Here is a 17,342-nt window from a genome sequence, read left to right as displayed (position 1 = left end):
AAGAGACCTTCCGGCGCAGGACACGGCCGAAACGCCTCTTGCGCACCGGCGGCCCCCGCCATCCGGGCCCGCCCACCGCCGCTACGCGCGGGCGCGTACTGCGGACTACGCACCACCTTGGTACGAGGTGCGAGGCTTCTCCGCAGATCAGCGCACCCGCCCTCGTCGGGACGCATCAACGAAAACTGACGGGTAAGAGCAAATTATTTGGGATGCCCCGGAATAGGAACACAGTGGCACCCCTGCTCGTTCTCATTACGTGAGCACGACACCACCTGTTCTCGCCGCAGAGCTGGCGCAGGCGTGGGCCGACATTCAGCGGCACCACTCCGAGCTGCCCGATCTTGCCGCGCCCGAGTCCCTGATCGGAGAGTCGTCGTCCGCATGCGGGCACGAGCTCTCCTTCGAGCGACTGCTCCATGAGGCAGTCCACGGCATCGCCGCCGCGCGCGGAGTCCGCGACACCTCCCGCGCCGGCCGCTACCACAACCGCCGGTTCCTCGCGATCGCCGAGGAGCTGGGCCTGGACCACCCCGAGGAGCCGCACCCGAGCAGCGGCTTCTCACTGGTCACGCTCAGCCCCGAGGCCAAGCGCCGGTACCGCCCGACGATCGAACGCCTCCAGCGAGCCCTGAAGGCCCACACCGCCGCGACCGAGACGGACTCGGCCCGCACCTTCCGCGGTCCGGCCGCCCGCCACGGTTCCTCCGGCGGCGGGGTGCGGGTCAAGGCGGTCTGCGACTGCGGCCGCAATGTGCGGGTCGTCCCGTCCGTCCTGGCCCAGGCCCCGATCGTGTGCGGCGGCTGCGGCAAGCCGTTCCGCATCCCGGAGGCGGTGGGCGCGGCGGCAGGCTGACACGCGACCGGCATCTCGTGGCTGCCGGTCGCCGGCCGGGGAGCGGGACACCGACGCTCCCCGGCCCGGGGCTGCCCGCACGGTGTGGCACAATGTCTAGCTGTACTCGACAGTCGCACAGGATCCCTCTCTCCTCCGGCTGACGCGTCCATCGGGCATTCGGGTACCGCAGCCCCACGCGGCATTCCCGCCGTGCCCAACCACGTCAAATCCAGGAGAACCCACTCCCGTGGCAGTCAAGATCAAGCTGAAGCGTCTGGGCAAGATCCGTTCGCCTCACTACCGCATCGTCGTCGCCGACTCCCGCACCCGCCGTGACGGCCGGGCGATCGAGGAGATCGGCAAGTACCACCCGACGTACAACCCGTCGGTGATGGAGGTCGACTCGGAGCGCGTGGCCTACTGGCTCTCCGTCGGTGCCCAGCCGACCGAGCCCGTGCTCGCCATCCTGAAGAAGACCGGCGACTGGCAGAAGTTCAAGGGCGAGCCCGCCCCGGCGCCGCTGCTCCAGCCGGCCGAGAAGTCGGCCCGCCCGTCCTTCGAGGCGCTCGCCGGCGACGACGAGGGCAAGGGTGAGGCGATCACCCAGAAGAAGAAGGCTGAGAAGAAGGACGAGGCTGCCGCCGAGTCCGGCGCCGAGGCCTGAGCATGCTCGAGGAGGCTCTCGAGCACCTCGTGAAGGGCATCGTCGACAACCCTGACGATGTGCAGGTCGCCTCGCGCAACCTGCGCCGCGGTCGCGTGCTCGAGGTCCGGGTCCACCCGGACGACCTCGGCAAGGTGATCGGCCGCAACGGCCGCACCGCACGCGCACTGCGCACCGTCGTGGGCGCCATCGGCGGCCGGGGCGTCCGCGTCGACCTCGTCGACGTGGACCACGTCCGCTGACGCTTCGCAACACCGGCTCGGGCCGGGGAGGGCCATGGCCGTCCCCGGCCCGTAGTCGTATGACAGGAGATCACACACCGTGCAGCTGGTAGTCGCTCGCATCGGCCGGGCCCACGGCATCAAGGGCGAGGTCACCGTCGAGGTGCGCACCGACGAGCCGGAACTGCGGCTCGCCCCCGGCGCCGTCCTGGCCACCGACCCCGCCTCGGCCGGACCGCTCACCATCGAGACCGGCCGCGTGCACAGCGGCCGCCTCCTGCTGCGCTTCGAGGGCGTACGCGACCGCAACGCCGCCGAGGCGCTGCGCAACACCCTCCTCATCGCCGACGTCGACCCGGACGAACTGCCCGAGGAGGAGGACGAGTACTACGACCACCAGCTGATCGACCTCGACGTGGTCACCGCCGACGGCACACCCGTCGGCCGGATCACCGAGATCGCCCATCTGCCCACCCAGGACCTGTTCGTCGTGGAGCGGGCCGACGGCAGCGAGGTCTACGTGCCGTTCGTCGCCGAGATCGTCACCGGGATCGACCTGGAGGAGCAGCGCGCGGTCATCGACCCGCCGCCCGGTCTGATCGACGACCGCGCCGAGATCGCCTCCTCCCGCGAGGGTGAGGAAAAGGCGTAATGCGGCTCGACGTCGTCACGATCTTCCCCGAGTACCTGGAGCCGCTGAACGTCTCCCTCGTCGGCAAGGCACGCGCGCGCGGACAGCTCGACGTGCACGTCCACGACCTGCGGTCCTGGACCTACGACCGGCACCACACGGTCGACGACACGCCCTACGGCGGCGGCCCCGGCATGGTCATGAAGACCGAGCCCTGGGGCGACGCCCTGGACGCGGTCCTGGCCGACGGCTACGAGACCGGCTCGCACGAGCCCGCCCTCATCGTGCCCACGCCCAGCGGCCGGCCCTTCACCCAGGAGCTCGCCGTCCACCTCTCCGAGCGCCCCTGGCTGGTCTTCACCCCCGCCCGCTACGAGGGCATCGACCGCCGCGTCGTCGACGAGTACGCCACCCGGATGCCGGTGTACGAGGTGTCCATCGGCGACTACGTCCTGGCCGGCGGCGAGGCGGCGGTCCTGGTCGTCACCGAGGCCGTGGCCCGGCTGCTGCCCGGCGTGCTCGGCAACGCCGAGTCCCACCGCGACGACTCCTTCGCCCCCGGCACCATGGCCAACCTCCTGGAGGGGCCCGTCCACACCAAGCCGCCCCGGTGGCGCGGCCGGGGCATCCCGGACGTGCTGCTCAGCGGCCACCACGGGAAGATCGCCCGCTTTCGCCGGGACGAGGCCCTGAAGCGGACGACAGCCCACCGGCCCGACCTGATCGAGCGGTGCGACCCCAAGGCCTTCGACAAGAAGGACCGCGAGATGCTCTCCGTCCTGGGCTGGGAACCGGACCCGGCGGGGGAGCCGTACGGCCGATTTTGGCGCAGGACCGACGGCGTGGAAGAATAGGGCGCTGCTGTGCGCCCGTCCGGCGTGCGCCCCTGCCACAGGGGGACACGACGCCCGTCCCGACCCGCACAGCCCTGATCCAGAACACCGAGATTCCGTTGATGACCTGTGGCATCAGCGAGGAAAGCAGACGAAATGTCTCACCTGCTCGACACCGTCGACGCCGCGTCGCTGCGCACCGACGTCCCCGCCTTCCGTCCGGGCGACACGGTCAACGTGCACGTCCGCGTCATCGAGGGCAACCGCTCCCGTGTGCAGCAGTTCAAGGGCGTGGTGATCCGCCGCCAGGGTTCCGGCGTGCGCGAGACCTTCACGGTCCGCAAGGTCTCCTTCTCCGTCGGCGTCGAGCGCACCTTCCCGGTGCACACCCCGATCGTGGAGAAGATCGAGCTCGTCACCAAGGGTGACGTCCGCCGTGCCAAGCTGTACTACCTGCGCGACCTGCGCGGCAAGGCAGCGAAGATCAAGGAGAAGCGCGAGAACTGAGCGCACTCCGGCGCGTCCACCGGAGCCGGATAGCATCTGGCCCCGATGGACACCCACACGCAGCACACGGAGCGCGACCGCTCCCCCCGCCCTGCCGGGACCGAGACGACCTCGGGTCCGGAGGACCGGGAGGGACGGTCGCGTTCCGCGTTGCCGACCCGGATCGCGGACGCGGTGCCGGGCGGTCGGGGCACCCTGGGGCTGCTGACCGTGCTGGTGTTCCTGCTGCTGCTCGCCACGTTCGTGCTGCAGCCCTTCCGGATCCCCAGCGGATCGATGGAGCCCGGATTGAGGATCGGCGACCGCGTTCTCGTAAACAAGTTGGCGTACCGTTTCGGGGACCGGCCGCAGCGGGGCGACGTCGTCGTGTTCGACGGCACCGGGTACTTCGGGCACGGCGCCTACATCAAACGCGTTGTCGGGGTGAGCGGTGACCATGTGGTCTGCTGCGACGAGGAGGGGAGGATCCGGGTGAACGGCCGGTCCGTCGACGAGTCGGCATTCCTCCACCCCGGCGACCGCCCCTCCGCGGTGCGCTTCGACGTCGTGGTGCCCGACGGCAGGCTGTTCGTCCTCGGCGACCACCGGGCCGACTCCAGCGACTCCCGCGCCCACCTCGGCTCGCCGGGCGGCGGCATGATCCCCGAGGACGAGGTGATCGGCCGCGCCGACTGGATCGTGTGGCCCCTCGGCCACGCCACCCACCTCGACCGCCCCGGTGCCTACGCGCGCGTGCCCGCCGCCGAGGACACCCAGGGGGCCGCAGGTGCCGCCCAGGAGCTCGAGGGTGCCGTCCAGGGGCATGCGGAGGACTCCCCGGGGCAGGCGGGGGCCGCCCACGGCGGTGCGACGGGCACCCGCGGGCCCGTGGGGGCGGTTCAGGGGGACGCGTGGGGCACCCGAGGCCACGCGGCGGTGGGTCAAGGCGACGCGGGGGCCGCCCATGGGTAACCGCGGCAAGCCCCGCGGAGCGCCCAGCAGCCCCGCGGAGAACCTGCTGCCCACCGGCACCCGGCGGGCCGGCGGGCCGGGTGCCGGTGGCCGCAGCCGCGCGGAGCGGCGCAAGCTCCAGCGCAAGGTCAAGCGGCGCCGCAGGCGCAGCGCGGTCAAGGAGATACCGCTCCTCGTCGGCGTCGCCGTCCTGATAGCCCTGGTGCTGAAGACCTTCCTGGTGCAGGCCTTCGTGATTCCGTCCGGCTCCATGGAGCAGACGATCCAGATCGGCGACCGCGTCCTGGTCGACAAGCTCACTCCGTGGTTCGGCTCCGAGCCGCAGCGCGGGGACGTCGTCGTCTTCCGTGATCCGGGCGGCTGGCTCCAGGAGGAACAGACGCCCGTCAAGGACGACCCGGTCGTCATCAAGCAGGTCAAGGAGGGCCTCGCGTTCATCGGCCTGCTGCCCTCCGACGATGAGAAGGACCTGATCAAGCGGGTCGTCGGGGTCGGCGGCGACCGAGTCCGCTGCTGCGACCAGCAGGGCCGCGTCACCGTCAACGGCGTCCCTCTGGACGAGGACTACCTGTACCCCGGCGACGACCCGTCCAAGGACGCTTTCGACGTCACCGTCCCCGAGGGGCGGCTCTGGGTCATGGGCGACCACCGGTCCAACTCCGCCGACTCCCGCTCCCACCAGGAGACCGACTTCGGCACGGTCTCCGAGGACGAGGTGGTGGGCCGGGCCATGCTCATCGCGTGGCCGCTCAGCCACTGGGCCACACTGGAAGAGCCGAAAACATTTGCTTCCCTGCCCGACGCGGGCTCCGGGACGACCGCCTCTTCCGCACCGTCGCATAGGGTTGCCCCCTACGATCCGAACGAGATGATCCAGCTCCCGACCCCTGCGGAACTCCCGCTCGTTATGGGAGTGGTGGGCCTGCACCGTGCACGGAGCAGGCGGTCGCACAGAGTAAGGAGTTGGCGTGGGGGATGTGGCGGTTGGCGCACGGTCCGGACACGGCGGCGAGGAGGACCGCGGACACCCCGTGGAGGCGGCTGCCCCGGCCGCGGACGGCGCCTCGACCTCAGAGAGTGACTACGCGGCGACCGAGGACGGCGCGGTGACGGACGAGCGGCACGACGACCAGCGGCCCGGCAGCGGCGGCGGAGCGGGCGACGGCACACCCCCGCCTCCCGGGCCGGCGAAGAAGCAGCGCTCCTTCTGGAAGGAGCTGCCGATCCTGATCGGTATCGCGCTGGTACTCGCGCTGCTGATCAAGACCTTCCTGGTGCAGGCCTTCTCCATCCCGTCCGCCTCGATGCAGAACACCCTCACCGAGGGCGACCGCGTCCTGGTCGACAAGCTGACGCCGTGGTTCGGCTCCGAGCCCGATCGCGGCGAGGTCGTCGTCTTCCACGACCCGGACAACTGGCTGGCCGGTGAGCCCACCCCCGACCCGAACGCCCTGCAGACCTTCCTGAGCTGGATCGGCCTGATGCCGTCCGCCGAGGAGAAGGACCTGATCAAGCGGGTCATCGGGGTCGGCGGCGACACCGTCGAGTGCCAGGGAACCGGCCCGGTCAAGGTCAACGGCAAGGCGCTGAACGAGCCGTACGTCTACCCCGGCAACACCCCGTGCAGCGTCGACGACCAGGGCGGCCAGTTCAACGTGACGGTGCCCGAGGGCTACATCTGGGTCATGGGCGACCACCGGCAGAACTCCCGCGACTCGCGGTACAACACCGCCGACAAGCACAACGGCATGGTGCCGGTGGACGAGGTCATCGGGCGCGCGATCTTCGTCGCCTGGCCGGTCACCCGCTGGCACACGCTGCCCGTGCCCGACACCTTCGACCAGGCCGGACTGAACGACCAGGCGGCGGCTGCCCGCCTGCTCTCGACCGCACCGCAGGGCGCGGCGCTGGTTGCCGCGGTACCCCTGGTCCTCTGGCGCCGGCGGCGGACCACGGCGGCCCGGCAGCACTGAGCGGGCCCTGAGACCCGTCCGACCGGGCCGACCGTGCGGCAGACGGGGCTGACCGTGCCGGGTACCGCCGGGTAGGGTGCGGACCCATGGGTGGCGAGAGTACGACGCGTACGGGCCCGCACGGCAGGGCGCGCACGGGCGGGGCGGGCGGCCGGACCGGACAGCGGCTGTCCAACCTGGCCGTGGCACTGGGGCTGGTGCTGTTCCTGGGGGGTTTCGCCTGGGGAGCGGTGGTCTACCGGCCGTACACCGTGCCCACCACGTCGATGACGCCGACCATCGCGGCCGGTGACCGGGTCCTGGCCGAGCGCATCGACGGCTCCGACGTACGCCGCGGCGATGTCGTCGTCTTCACGGACACCACCTGGGCCGACGCCCCGGTGATCAAGCGTGTCGTCGCCGTCGGCGGTGACACCGTCTCCTGCTGCCAGGACGGCGGGCTCAAGGTCAACGGCAAGAAGATCGAAGAGCCCTACCTCGGCGCCGACGGCTCCGCCGAGAGCAGCTCGTTCCCGGAGGTGACCGTCCCCGAGGGGCGGCTGTTCCTGCTCGGCGACGAGCGCCACGGCTCCGTGGACTCCAGCGCCCACCTCACCGACGCGGCCGGCGGCACGGTGGCGCGGGGCGCCGTGCAGGCCCGGGTGGACGCCGTGGTCTGGCCCATGGACGGCATGCTGGACCGCCCCACCGGCTTCGAGCCGCTCGGCGGCCTCTCCGTGCCGGGCCCGCTGCGGACGGTCACCGCGCTGATCGCCGCGGGCGCCGCGCTGATCCTCGGTGGAGCCGCCTACGGCCCGTACGCCAAGCGCGCCGCCGCCCGTGCCCGGACCCGTACGGAGCCCGCCGATGCCCGCTGAAGCGAGGCGGGCGGGGCAGGACACCTACCAGGGCGGGATGCGCCGGGTCGCCCGCGTGGTCCTGCTCGACCCCGACGACCGCATCCTGCTGCTGCACGGCCACGAGCCGGACGACCCGGCCGACGACTGGTGGTTCACGCCCGGCGGCGGCGTGGAGGGTGACGAGACCCGTGAGCAGGCCGCCCTGCGGGAGCTCGCCGAGGAGACCGGCATCACCGAGGTCGAGCTCGGCCCGGTGCTCTGGCAGCGCCGGTGCTCCTTCCCGTTCGCGGGCCGCCGCTGGGACCAGGACGAGTGGTACTACCTGGCCCGAACGGCGCAGACCACCACCGTCGCGGCCGGCCTGACCGAGCTGGAGCGGCGCAGTGTGGCGGGAGCGCGCTGGTGGACGTGCCGGGAACTGGACCGGGCACATGAGACGGTGTATCCGACCAGACTCGCCGGGCTGCTGCGCACGCTGCTCGACGAAGGTCCCCCGGCCGGGCCGGTGACCCTGGACACCGAAATCGTCTAGCGGCTCACGGGACTGGCGCACAATGGGGGGATCGCACGGCTGAAGGGGAACATGCCATGAGCGCCGAGGACCTCGAGAAGTACGAGACCGAGATGGAGCTGAAGCTCTACCGGGAGTACCGCGATGTCGTCGGTCTGTTCAAATACGTGATCGAGACCGAGCGACGCTTCTACCTGACCAACGACTACGAGATGCAGGTGCACTCGGTCCAGGGTGAGGTGTTCTTCGAGGTGTCCATGGCCGACGCATGGGTGTGGGACATGTACCGGCCGGCTCGGTTCGTCAAGCAGGTGCGCGTCCTCACGTTCAAGGACGTGAACATCGAGGAGCTGAACAAGAGCGACCTGGAGCTCCCGAGCGGGTGAGCGGCACGCCCGTTCGAGTGATGGGGTTTTCCACAACCGACGAGTAGCCCACCAAGATCACACCCATGGTCCGGGATGCCCGACCGTTGGCACCGGAGGTGGTGCCGACATGAACACCCAACGGGCACGCAGCGCACTCGGCAGGTACGGCGAGAGCCTGGCCGCACGACGGCTGACCGAAGCCGGAATGACCGTGCTGGCGCGCAACTGGCGCGGCGGCAGGACCGGTGAGATCGACATCGTCGCCCGCGACGGCGACGTCCTGGTCGTCTGCGAGGTGAAGACCCGCCGCGCGGCGGCCTTCCAGCACCCGATGGCCGCGGTCACCCACGGCAAGGCCCAGCGCCTGCGCGGACTCGCCGAACGCTGGGCCCAGACCCACGGCGGAGCGCCACCCGGCGGCATCCGCATCGACCTCGTCGGCGTCCAGCTGCCCCGCCGCGGCGCGCCCGTCGTGGAACACGTCCGGGGGGTGGCGTGATGGGATTCGCACGAACGTGCTCGGTGGCGCTGGCCGGCGTCGAAGGGGTGGTCGTCGAGGTCCAGGCCGGCCTGGAGCCCGGCGTGGCCGCCTTCACCCTCGTCGGACTGCCGGACAAGAGCCTGACCGAGAGCCGGGACCGGGTCCGCGCCGCCGTGGTCAACTCCGGGGCCGAATGGCCGCAGAAGAAACTGACCGTCGGCCTGAGCCCCGCCTCGGTGCCCAAGAGCGGCAGCGGATTCGACCTCGCCGTCGCCGGCGCCGTCCTCGGCGCCGGCGAGCGGATCGACCCACGGGTGCTGGCCGACATCGTGATGATCGGCGAACTCGGCCTGGACGGCCGGGTGCGGCCGGTACGCGGCATCCTGCCCGCCGTCCTCGCCGCGGCCGACGCCGGCTACGAACAGGTGGTCGTCCCCGAGAGCGCCGCCGCGGAGGCCTCCCTCGTCCCCGGCGTCTCCGTCCTCGGCGTCCGCAGCCTGCGCCAGCTGATCGCGATCCTCACCGACGAGCCCGTACCCGACGAGGACCCGGACCGGCACGGACACCCCGATCCCCTCCTGGCCGGTCTGCGCGTACCCGGCTCCGGTGCCGCCACCGGACTGCACAGCACCGCGACGGCGGCTGCCCGGGACGACCCCGCCCATGACCTCGCAGACATCGTCGGCCAGCTCTCGGCGCGCACCGCCGCCGAGGTCGCCGCGGCCGGCGGGCACCACCTCTTCCTGGAGGGACCGCCCGGCGCCGGCAAGACGATGCTGGCCGAACGGCTTCCGGCCGTCCTGCCCCCGCTCACCCGGCAGGAGTCACTCGAAGTCACAGCCGTGCACTCGGTGGCCGGACTGCTGCCCCCCGGCAAACCGCTGATCGACACGGCCCCCTACTGCGCCCCGCACCACTCCGCCACCATGCAGGCCCTCGTCGGCGGCGGCCCCGGACTGGCACGGCCCGGAGCCGTCTCCCTCGCACACCGCGGCATCCTCTTTCTGGACGAAACCCCAGAATTCAGCCGCCAGGCGCTGGACGCCCTGCGCCAGCCCCTGGAGAACGGCCACGTCGTCGTCGCACGCAGCGCAGGCGTCGTCCGCTACCCGGCCAGGTTCCTGATGGTGCTCGCCGCCAACCCCTGCCCCTGCGGGCGCTTCTCCCCGAACGACGGCCTGTGCGACTGCCCGCCCTCCGCCATCCGCCGCTACCAGGCCAGGCTCTCCGGCCCCCTGCTCGACCGCGTCGACCTCCGCGTCGAGGTCGACCGCGTCACCCGGACCGAACTCACCGCGAGCGGCAGCCGCGGCGAGTCCACCGCCACGGTCGCCGACCGGGTGCGCGACGCCCGGGAACGGTCCGCGGCCCGTCTCACCGGCACCCCGTGGCGCAGCAACAGCGACATCCCCGGTCGCGAACTGCGCAGCCGCTGGCACGCCGCCCCCGGCGCCCTCGACGAGGCGGAGCGCAACCTCGAACGGGGCGCGCTCACCGCCCGCGGTCTCGACCGCGTCCTCCGTGTCGCCTGGACCGTCGCCGACCTCGCCGGTCACGACCGGCCCGACGCGGGAGACGTCGCCCTCGCCCTGCAACTGCGCACCGGCGTGCCCCGAGGCGTTCCCATGGCCATCGGAGCCCTGACATGACCGCCACCGGCACCACCGGCACCACGCACACCGACGGCGACGCCCTGCTCGACCGGATCTTCCTCACCCGCGTCCTGGAACCCGGTGACGAGACCGGCGGGCGATGGCTGCGCGAGTTCGGCCTACCGGAGGTGATCCGGCGGCTCCGGGAGGGCGGGCCCGCCCTGCCGGGGGCGAGCGAGCGCCGCTGGGCCGGGCTCCGCGCCCGTGCCCGGCAGGCCCGGCCCCGCCACGACCTCGCCGTCGCGCAGGCTGCCGGCGTACGCTTCGTGACCCCGCGAGCCGCCGAATGGCCCGGCCAGCTCGACGACCTCGGCGACGCCCGGCCCCTCGGACTCTGGGTGTGCGGCCTGCCCGACCTGCGGATCTGGGCCCTGCAGTCGGTCGCCGTGGTCGGTGCCCGCGCCTGCACCGAGTACGGCGCACACATGGCCACCACCCTTGCCGCCGGCCTCGCCGAGCGCGGCTGGGTCGTGGTCTCCGGCGGCGCCTACGGCATCGACGGCGCCGCACACCGGGGCGCCCTCGGTGCCGGCGGCGCGACCGTAGCCGTCCTCGCCTGCGGTCTCGACCGGCCCTACCCGCGCGGCCACACCCGGCTGATCGGCAGAATCGCCGAGCAGGGCCTCGTGATCGGTGAACTGCCGCCCGGTGACCATCCCACACCCAGCAGATTCATCCTCCGCAACCGAGTGATCGCCGCACTGACCCGCGGCACCGTCGTCGTCGAGGCCGCCCACCGCAGCGGCTCGCTCGTCACCGCACGAGCCGCCCGACGCCTGGGCCGGCACACCATGGGCGTACCCGGCCCGGCCACCAGCGGGCGCTCGGCCGGCGTGCACGAGCTGCTGCGCGGCGAGGCCGAACTCGTCACCGACGCCGCCGACGTCGTCGAACTGGTCGGCGCGATCGGCGAACTCGCCCCGGAACGGCGCGGCCCCGTGCTCCCCAGCGACCTGCTGGCACCCCGCGCCCGGCAGGTCCTGGCCGCACTCCCGGCACGCGGAACCGCTGCCGCGCCCGAGCTCGCCCGCCGCGCACAGACCACCGAGGAGGACGCCGTCGCGAGGCTGTACGAGCTTCGAGCACTCGGTTACGTCGAACGACACGACGACGGCTGGAAGTTGACACGCCAGGCCATGATGTCGGCGCGCGGCGGACCGAGCCCGTGCTGACCGAGTGTGTTCGGCCGTCCGGGGGAACCCCCGACGGCCTTGGGAATTCCCGCAGTTGGGCGATTCGAGTGATCACTCACAGCGATCGGGTCACCCGGGCGGTCCGCCCCGCGGAACGTATCTGCGCCCGCCCCCGACCCGCTCTTCGCTCACCGCCACGGTCCAGTCACGCTACGCTCACGAAGGCCCCTCGCAGACAGGACCGATCCGGACACCCGACCAGCACGCACGGCATCCCCATCACGGCAGAACGGCAGAACGGCACAAGGCGACGAATGCCCCAGCACACCTCCGGGCCCGACCGGGCGGCCTTCCCCCCAGCCGCCCGCGACGGTGGCAGCGTGCGGCCGCCCGCCCCCTCGACGCTCGACGAGCTCTGGCGGTCGTACAAGACGACGGGGGACGAGCGGCTGCGGGAGCAGCTGATCCTGCACTACTCGCCCCTCGTCAAGTACGTGGCCGGCCGGGTGAGCGTGGGGCTGCCGCCCAACGTCGAGCAGGCCGACTTCGTCTCGTCCGGGGTGTTCGGGCTGATCGACGCGATCGAGAAGTTCGACATCGACCGGGAGATCAAGTTCGAGACATACGCGATCACCCGGATCCGGGGCGCGATGATCGACGAGCTGCGGGCGCTGGACTGGATCCCGCGCTCCGTCCGGCAGAAGGCGCGGAGCGTGGAGCGGGCCTACGCCACGCTCGAGGCGCGGCTGCGGCGCACCCCCTCGGAGAGCGAGGTGGCCGCCGAAATGGGCATCCCGGTGGAGGAACTCCACTCCGTGTTCAGCCAGCTGTCCCTGGCCAACGTGGTGGCGCTGGAGGAGCTGCTGCACGTCGGGGGAGAGGGCGGGGACGGTCTGAGTGTCATGGACACCCTGGAGGACACCGCCGCGGACAACCCCGTCGAGGTGGCCGAGGACCGGGAGCTGCGACGGTTCCTGGCACGGGCCATCAACACCCTCCCCGACCGGGAGAAGACCGTCGTCACGCTGTACTACTACGAGGGGCTCACCCTCGCCGAGATCGGCAATGTGCTGGGCGTCACCGAGAGCAGGGTCAGCCAGATCCACACCAAATCCGTTCTGCAGCTGCGGGCCAAGCTGGCCGGATTCGGGCGCTGAGCCACCCCGGAGCGGGCAGCGACGACCGTAACCGCGTGGAGTGACTCCCGTCGCCGCGAGTGCGTCCGTACAGTGGTTGACGTGCCAAGGATTCGAGCGGCCTCCGTGGCCGAGCACCGGTCGATGCAGCGTGCCGCCCTGCTGGACGCGGCACGCTCCCTGCTGTCCGAAGGCGGGACGGAGGCGCTGACCTTCCCCGCCCTCGCCGAGCGGACGGGCCTGGCCCGGTCCTCCGTCTACGAGTACTTCCGGTCGCGGGCGGCCGTCGTCGAGGAGCTGTGCGCCGTCGACTTCCCGGTCTGGGCCGCCGAGGTCGGCGCGGCGATGGACGGCCAGGACACCCCCGAGGGCAAGGTCGAGGCGTACGTGCGCAAACAGCTCGACCTGGTCGGCGACCGGCGGCACCGGGCCGTGGTCGCCATCTCCGCCAGTGAGCTGGACGCCGGCGCCCGGGAGAAGATCCGTGCCGCGCACGGCGGCCTGGTCGCGATGATCGTCGAGGCACTGGGGGAGATGGGCCACGACCGGCCCATGCTCGCGGCGATGCTGCTCCAGGGCGTCGTCGACGCGGCCGTCCGCCGCATCGAACTCGGCGCGGCGGAGGAACCGACCGAGGTGACGGAAGCGGCGGTCGCCATGGCCCTGCGGGGGGTACGCGGCTGAAGGGTCTGAGCTTCCGCCTGGGCCCCTCCCTCCCCCCTCCCCCTCCCCCTGCGCCCACTCTCAGTCCCCGCCCCGGCCCCGCCCGCGCCCCGGCCCCTCACCGGGGAACCGGGACTCCCGCGACCGGCAGCAGTCGCGACGGCCCTCCGTTCAGCAGCCGGAGCGGGAGGAGCGAGAGCGGGTCGAGGTAGCTCGACCCTCTCAGCAGCCCCCAGTGCAGGCACGACGTCGCGCAGTGCGCACTCCGACCTGGTTCCGCTCCCGCGTCCGGCGCCGCCCCCGCCACGGTGCCGACCACCTGTCCCGCCGCCACCTGCTCGCCCCTCTCCACCCGGGGGTGTACGGGCAGGTAGGTCGTCCGCAGCGGCGGTGCTCCGGTGCCGGTGAGCTCCACCGCGACCACGCCGCGTCCGGCCACCCGGCCGGCGAAGGACACCCTTCCCGGAGCCACCGCCCGTACCGGTGTGCCGGGCGGGGCCGCCAGGTCGACTCCCCGGTGGCCGGCGCCGTACGGCGTGGCCGGCGGGGTCCAGCCCCGCAGGATCGCGGGTGGCAGGGGGCCCACCGGCCAGTTGCGGGCCACGGCTGGTACGGCCGGGTCCCGGGCCCGGCCTGCCTCGGTGGCCGCGGTCCTGGCCGCCGGTGCCTGTGTCGGCACCGGCGGCAGGGACGCGTACGGTCCCAGGATCAGAGCCAGGGCCAGGGCCGGAACCGGCCGGACGGTCGCGGTCACCCATTGCCTCGTTCGCATGGGAGAACGGTCCCGTACCGGGGCCGTCCCCGGCGGTGGCCTGTGGAGTACTCGCCGGTTGTGGACAGCGGCGTCACCCGGGGCCCGCGGGTCCCGTACACTTCTGATGGCGACCCGGGTCACCGGGTCGACTTCGCACGCCCCGATACGAGGCCACCCGAGCTCGTATCAGCGCCCCTCGGTCCCTTGTGGCACGGCGCGTCGTGGGCGTCAGGCGCGGGAGCCGTCCGGTCCCCGCGGCACAACCGAGAAACTCAAGGAGAGTACGGCCATGGCCGTCGTCACGATGCGGGAGCTGCTGGAGAGCGGCGTCCACTTCGGTCACCAGACCCGCCGTTGGAACCCGAAGATGAAGCGCTTCATCTTCACCGAGCGCAACGGCATCTACATCATCGACCTGCTCCAGTCGCTGTCGTACATCGACCGCGCCTACGAGTTCGTCAAGGAGACCGTCGCCCACGGCGGCACGGTCATGTTCGTCGGTACGAAGAAGCAGGCGCAGGAGGCCATCGCCGAGCAGGCCACCCGCGTCGGCATGCCCTACGTCAACCAGCGCTGGCTGGGCGGCATGCTCACCAACTTCTCGACCGTCTACAAGCGTCTGCAGCGCCTCAAGGAGCTCGAGCAGATCGACTTCGAGGACGTGGCCGCCTCCGGCCTCACCAAGAAGGAGCTGCTGGTCCTCTCCCGCGAGAAGGCCAAGCTGGAGAAGACCCTCGGCGGTATCCGCGAGATGCAGAAGGTGCCCAGCGCCGTCTGGATCGTGGACACCAAGAAGGAGCACATCGCGGTCGGCGAGGCCCGGAAGCTGAACATCCCGGTCGTCGCCATCCTCGACACCAACTGCGACCCCGACGAGGTCGACTACAAGATCCCGGGCAACGACGACGCCATCCGCTCCGTCACCCTGCTCACCCGTGTGATCGCCGACGCCGTCGCCGAGGGCCTCATCGCCCGCTCCGGCGCCGCCGGTGAGGGCAAGGGCGAGAAGGCCGCGGGCGAGCCGCTCGCCGAGTGGGAGCGCGACCTGCTCGAGGGCGAGAAGAAGGCCGAGACGGAGGCGGCCCCGGCCGCTGCCGAGGCGGAGAAGCCGGCCGAGGCGGAGAAGCCGGCCGAGGCCGAGAAGCCCGCCGAGGCCGAGAAGCCGGCCGAGGCCGCCGCCGAGGCCCCGGCCGCCGAGGGCGAGCAGGCCTGACCGCCCCTCAGCGTCAGCGATGACGGCGGGAGCGGGTGACATGAAGTCCGCTCCCGCCGTTCACCCGTAGGTCAGCGGCGCGTGGGAGATCTGCATCTACATGTGGATCGCAGCACCCGCAGATCTTCGATCCTCCAGACTTCGAGAAAGATTCACAGACTCATGGCGAACTACACCGCCGCCGACGTCAAGAAGCTCCGCGAGCTCACGGGCGCCGGCATGATGGACTGCAAGAAGGCGCTGGACGAGGCCGAGGGCAACGTCGACAAGGCCGTCGAGGCGCTCCGCATCAAGGGCCAGAAGGGCGTCGCCAAGCGCGAGGGCCGCTCCGCCGAGAACGGCGCGGTCGTCTCGGTCCTCGCCGACGACAACTCCTCCGGCGTCCTGGTCGAGCTGAAGTGCGAGACGGACTTCGTCGCCAAGGGCGACCGGTTCCAGGCCGTCGCCAGGACCATCGCCGAGCACGTCGCCAAGGCCGCCCCGGCCGACCTGGAGGCCCTGCTCGCCTCCGAGATCGAGCCCGGCAAGACCGTCCAGGCGTACGTCGACGAGGCCAACGCCAACCTCGGCGAGAAGATCGTCCTGGACCGCTTCGCGCAGTTCGCCGACGGCTACGTCACCGCGTACATGCACCGCACCATGCCGGATCTGCCCCCGCAGATCGGTGTGCTCGTCGAGTTCGACAAGCCCAACGCCGAGGTCGCCAAGGGCGTCGCCCAGCACATCGCCGCCTTCGCGCCGCAGTACCTCTCCAAGGAGGACGTCCCGGCCGAGGTCGTCGAGAACGAGCGCCGTATCGCCGAGGAGACCACCCGCGCCGAGGGCAAGCCCGAGGCCGCCCTGCCGAAGATCGTCGAGGGTCGCCTCAACGGCTTCTTCAAGGACGCCACGCTGCTCGGCCAGCCGTACGCGCTGGACAACAAGAAGTCCGTCCAGAAGGTGCTGGACGAGGCCGGTGTCACCCTGAAGCGCTTCTCGCGCATCAAGGTCGGCATCTGAGTCCGTACCGCGACGGACGCACGACCCCGGTAGGGTCGACAGCAGTCGTCCGCGTTGTCCGCGTATGCCGCCGCGCACACGCGCGTGGCGGACGACAGCAGATCTGACGAAGGAGGCCATTGCCGCGCACGGGTTGCGAACCACCCCACCGGCAATGGCCTTCTTCGTATGTGTGACCCACGTAAAAGAGGCGAGATCTCCATGACCACCAAGGCCGAGAAGAGCGACGACGGCAAAGTACGCGGCCGGTTTCTGCTGAAGCTGTCCGGAGAGGCCTTCTCCGGCGGCGGGGGCCTGGGCGTCGACCCCGACGTGGTGCACGCCATCGCACGCGAGATCGCGGCAGTCGTCCGGGACGGCGCGCAGATCGCCATCGTCATCGGCGGCGGCAACTTCTTCCGCGGTGCGGAACTGCAGGTGCGCGGCATGGACCGGGCACGCTCCGATTACATGGGCATGCTCGGCACGGTGATGAACTGCCTCGCCCTCCAGGACTTCCTGGAGAAGGAGGGCGTGGACTGCCGGGTGCAGACCGCCATCACCATGGGCCAGGTCGCCGAGCCCTACATCCCGCTGCGCGCCGTGCGCCACCTGGAGAAGGGCCGCGTGGTCATCTTCGGCGCCGGCATGGGCATGCCGTACTTCTCCACCGACACCACCGCCGCCCAGCGCGCCCTGGAGATCGACGCCGAGGCACTGCTCATGGGCAAGAACGGTGTGGACGGGGTCTACGACTCCGACCCGAAGACCAACCCGGACGCGGTGAAGTTCGACGCGCTCGGCTACGGCGAGGTCATCACCCGCGACCTGAAGGTCGCCGATGCCACCGCCGTCACGCTGTGCCGCGACAACAGGCTCCCCATCGTGGTCTTCGAGCTCCTGAAGGAGGGCAATATCGCCCGCGCCGTCAAGGGTGAGAAGATCGGCACGCTGGTGGGTGACCAGGGCAGCCGGGACTGACCTGAGCACCACGTT

At 71.6% G+C, this 17,342-nt stretch carries 20 protein-coding genes and 1 pseudogene; 20 read left to right on the top strand and 1 reads right to left on the bottom strand.

The genetic code is table 11. The annotated features are described in order from the left end of the window. Nucleotides 1–259: 259 nt before the first annotated feature. The 17 genes and pseudogenes from V5O46_RS15405 (at nt 260) to V5O46_RS15325 (ending at nt 13,422) form a co-directional block, all read left to right on the top strand. The gene (locus tag V5O46_RS15405) at nt 260–856 is read left to right on the top strand and encodes a hypothetical protein (RefSeq protein WP_332885163.1); all 597 of its coding nucleotides are present in this window, start codon (nt 260–262) and stop codon (nt 854–856) included. 229 nt (nt 857–1,085) lie between these two features. Beyond that, complete coding sequence (rpsP, locus tag V5O46_RS15400) at nt 1,086–1,502, top strand: 30S ribosomal protein S16 (RefSeq protein WP_332885162.1); 417 nt, start codon at nt 1,086–1,088, stop codon at nt 1,500–1,502. 2 nt (nt 1,503–1,504) lie between these two features. Beyond that, a complete protein-coding gene (locus V5O46_RS15395) occupies nt 1,505–1,744 on the top strand; it encodes an RNA-binding protein (RefSeq protein WP_003973401.1) in 240 nt (79 codons plus the stop codon). Between the two features lie 79 nt (nt 1,745–1,823). Beyond that, on the top strand, nt 1,824–2,375 hold the full coding sequence (gene rimM, locus V5O46_RS15390) for a ribosome maturation factor RimM (protein ID WP_332885161.1): 552 nt from the start codon (nt 1,824–1,826) through the stop codon (nt 2,373–2,375). Beyond that, entirely contained in the window at nt 2,375–3,208 is an 834-nt protein-coding gene (gene trmD / locus V5O46_RS15385) for a tRNA (guanosine(37)-N1)-methyltransferase TrmD (RefSeq protein ID WP_332885160.1), read from the top strand. Before rimM ends, trmD begins: the two co-directional genes overlap by 1 nt. Before the next feature lie 135 nt (nt 3,209–3,343). After that, a complete protein-coding gene (gene rplS, locus V5O46_RS15380) occupies nt 3,344–3,694 on the top strand; it encodes a 50S ribosomal protein L19 (protein ID WP_189700817.1) in 351 nt (116 codons plus the stop codon). Nucleotides 3,695–3,739: 45 nt separating this feature from the next. Continuing rightward, nucleotides 3,740–4,453, top strand: a pseudogene (lepB, locus tag V5O46_RS15375) (signal peptidase I); the annotation flags it as partial. Nucleotides 4,454–4,637: 184 nt separating this feature from the next. After that, nucleotides 4,638–5,726, top strand: coding sequence for a signal peptidase I (lepB, locus tag V5O46_RS15370; protein WP_332885159.1), 1,089 nt, complete (start codon nt 4,638–4,640; stop codon nt 5,724–5,726). Beyond that, complete coding sequence (gene lepB / locus V5O46_RS15365) at nt 5,614–6,618, top strand: signal peptidase I (protein ID WP_332885158.1); 1,005 nt, start codon at nt 5,614–5,616, stop codon at nt 6,616–6,618. Before lepB (V5O46_RS15370) ends, lepB (V5O46_RS15365) begins: the two co-directional genes overlap by 113 nt. Nucleotides 6,619–6,704: 86 nt before the next feature. Next, entirely contained in the window at nt 6,705–7,475 is a 771-nt protein-coding gene (gene lepB, locus V5O46_RS15360) for a signal peptidase I (protein ID WP_332885157.1), read from the top strand. Then, nucleotides 7,465–7,989: an NUDIX hydrolase gene (locus V5O46_RS15355; protein WP_332885156.1), complete on the top strand. Its 525-nt coding sequence runs from the start codon at nt 7,465–7,467 to the stop codon at nt 7,987–7,989. Before lepB (V5O46_RS15360) ends, V5O46_RS15355 begins: the two co-directional genes overlap by 11 nt. 56 nt (nt 7,990–8,045) lie before the next feature. Further along, entirely contained in the window at nt 8,046–8,354 is a 309-nt protein-coding gene (locus V5O46_RS15350) for a DUF2469 domain-containing protein (protein WP_003993268.1), read from the top strand. A gap of 109 nt (nt 8,355–8,463) precedes the next feature. Next, nucleotides 8,464–8,835 carry a YraN family protein gene (locus V5O46_RS15345; protein ID WP_332885155.1) on the top strand — a complete coding sequence of 124 codons (372 nt, stop codon included), beginning with the start codon at nt 8,464–8,466 and terminating at the stop codon, nt 8,833–8,835. After that, nucleotides 8,835–10,466: a YifB family Mg chelatase-like AAA ATPase gene (locus V5O46_RS15340; RefSeq protein ID WP_332885154.1), complete on the top strand. Its 1,632-nt coding sequence runs from the start codon at nt 8,835–8,837 to the stop codon at nt 10,464–10,466. The genes V5O46_RS15345 and V5O46_RS15340 overlap by 1 nt, the downstream gene beginning before the upstream one ends. Next, a complete protein-coding gene (gene dprA, locus V5O46_RS15335; protein WP_332885153.1) occupies nt 10,463–11,641 on the top strand; it encodes a DNA-processing protein DprA in 1,179 nt (392 codons plus the stop codon). Before V5O46_RS15340 ends, dprA begins: the two co-directional genes overlap by 4 nt. 275 nt (nt 11,642–11,916) lie before the next feature. After that, nucleotides 11,917–12,759, top strand: coding sequence for an RNA polymerase sigma factor WhiG (gene whiG / locus V5O46_RS15330; RefSeq protein WP_332885152.1), 843 nt, complete (start codon nt 11,917–11,919; stop codon nt 12,757–12,759). Between the two features lie 105 nt (nt 12,760–12,864). After that, nucleotides 12,865–13,422: a TetR/AcrR family transcriptional regulator gene (locus tag V5O46_RS15325; protein ID WP_332885276.1), complete on the top strand. Its 558-nt coding sequence runs from the start codon at nt 12,865–12,867 to the stop codon at nt 13,420–13,422. 97 nt (nt 13,423–13,519) lie between these two features. Here V5O46_RS15325 and V5O46_RS15320 read toward each other — a convergent pair whose 3' ends face one another. Further along, entirely contained in the window at nt 13,520–14,173 is a 654-nt protein-coding gene (locus V5O46_RS15320) for a murein hydrolase activator EnvC family protein (RefSeq protein ID WP_332885151.1), read from the bottom strand. 271 nt (nt 14,174–14,444) lie between these two features. Here V5O46_RS15320 and rpsB point away from each other — a divergent pair, with 271 nt between their 5' ends. The 3 genes from rpsB to pyrH all read left to right on the top strand — a co-directional run bounded on the left by rpsB (nt 14,445) and on the right by pyrH (nt 17,327). Beyond that, nucleotides 14,445–15,368 (top strand): 30S ribosomal protein S2, encoded by a 924-nt coding sequence (gene rpsB / locus V5O46_RS15315; protein WP_332885150.1) that lies wholly within the window; start codon nt 14,445–14,447, stop codon nt 15,366–15,368. A gap of 162 nt (nt 15,369–15,530) precedes the next feature. Further along, nucleotides 15,531–16,367 carry a translation elongation factor Ts gene (tsf, locus tag V5O46_RS15310; protein WP_332885149.1) on the top strand — a complete coding sequence of 279 codons (837 nt, stop codon included), beginning with the start codon at nt 15,531–15,533 and terminating at the stop codon, nt 16,365–16,367. A gap of 201 nt (nt 16,368–16,568) precedes the next feature. After that, nucleotides 16,569–17,327, top strand: coding sequence for a UMP kinase (pyrH, locus tag V5O46_RS15305; RefSeq protein WP_332885148.1), 759 nt, complete (start codon nt 16,569–16,571; stop codon nt 17,325–17,327). The last annotated feature ends 15 nt before the right edge of the window (nt 17,328–17,342 follow it).

The organism is Streptomyces poriticola (assembly GCF_036689765.1).
Classification (GTDB): domain Bacteria; phylum Actinomycetota; class Actinomycetes; order Streptomycetales; family Streptomycetaceae; genus Streptomyces; species Streptomyces poriticola.
Note: the sequence above shows the minus strand (reverse complement) of the source record. Positions and strands in the feature narration are given on the sequence as shown.